Genomic DNA, 381 nt, shown 5'->3' with positions numbered 1-381 from the left:
TTCGCCCAAGGAAGCGGTGTACAGCCTGTCGCCGGCTCCCGAACCCCAGCTATTCGACCCGCTTGAAGCGTTGCGCACGCCGTACCGCATCGACATTCTGCAACCGCTGTATTTTGTTCTGCCAAGCCTCAAGCGCCTGTTCGACCTGGCGCAGGAAGACATCATGGCGCTGGTAGAACAGGGCATGCAGTTGGGCTTGCACGCCCCGAAATTCCCACCTAAAACCAAAAGCCACGCGGCCTGAAACGCGGCCAGGTATCTGAAAAGGAAACCCTGTTTATGAGTACCTTGAATCAAGCCCATTGCGAAGCCTGCCGAGCAGACGCCCCACAAGTCAGCGAAGCCGAGCTGCCGGAACTGCTCAAACAGATCCCCGACTGG

2 pseudogenes are annotated in these 381 nt (G+C 58.3%); both read left to right on the top strand.

The features are described from left to right. Positions 1-244: pseudogene (phhA, locus tag ALO43_RS26330) on the top strand (phenylalanine 4-monooxygenase); the annotation flags it as partial. Positions 245-279: 35 nt separating this feature from the next. Beyond that, positions 280-381: pseudogene (phhB, locus tag ALO43_RS26325) on the top strand (4a-hydroxytetrahydrobiopterin dehydratase); the annotation flags it as partial.

Origin of the sequence: Pseudomonas tremae (assembly GCF_001401155.1) — a bacterium.
In the GTDB taxonomy this organism is placed as follows: domain Bacteria; phylum Pseudomonadota; class Gammaproteobacteria; order Pseudomonadales; family Pseudomonadaceae; genus Aquipseudomonas; species Aquipseudomonas tremae.
Note: the sequence above shows the minus strand (reverse complement) of the source record. Positions and strands in the feature narration are given on the sequence as shown.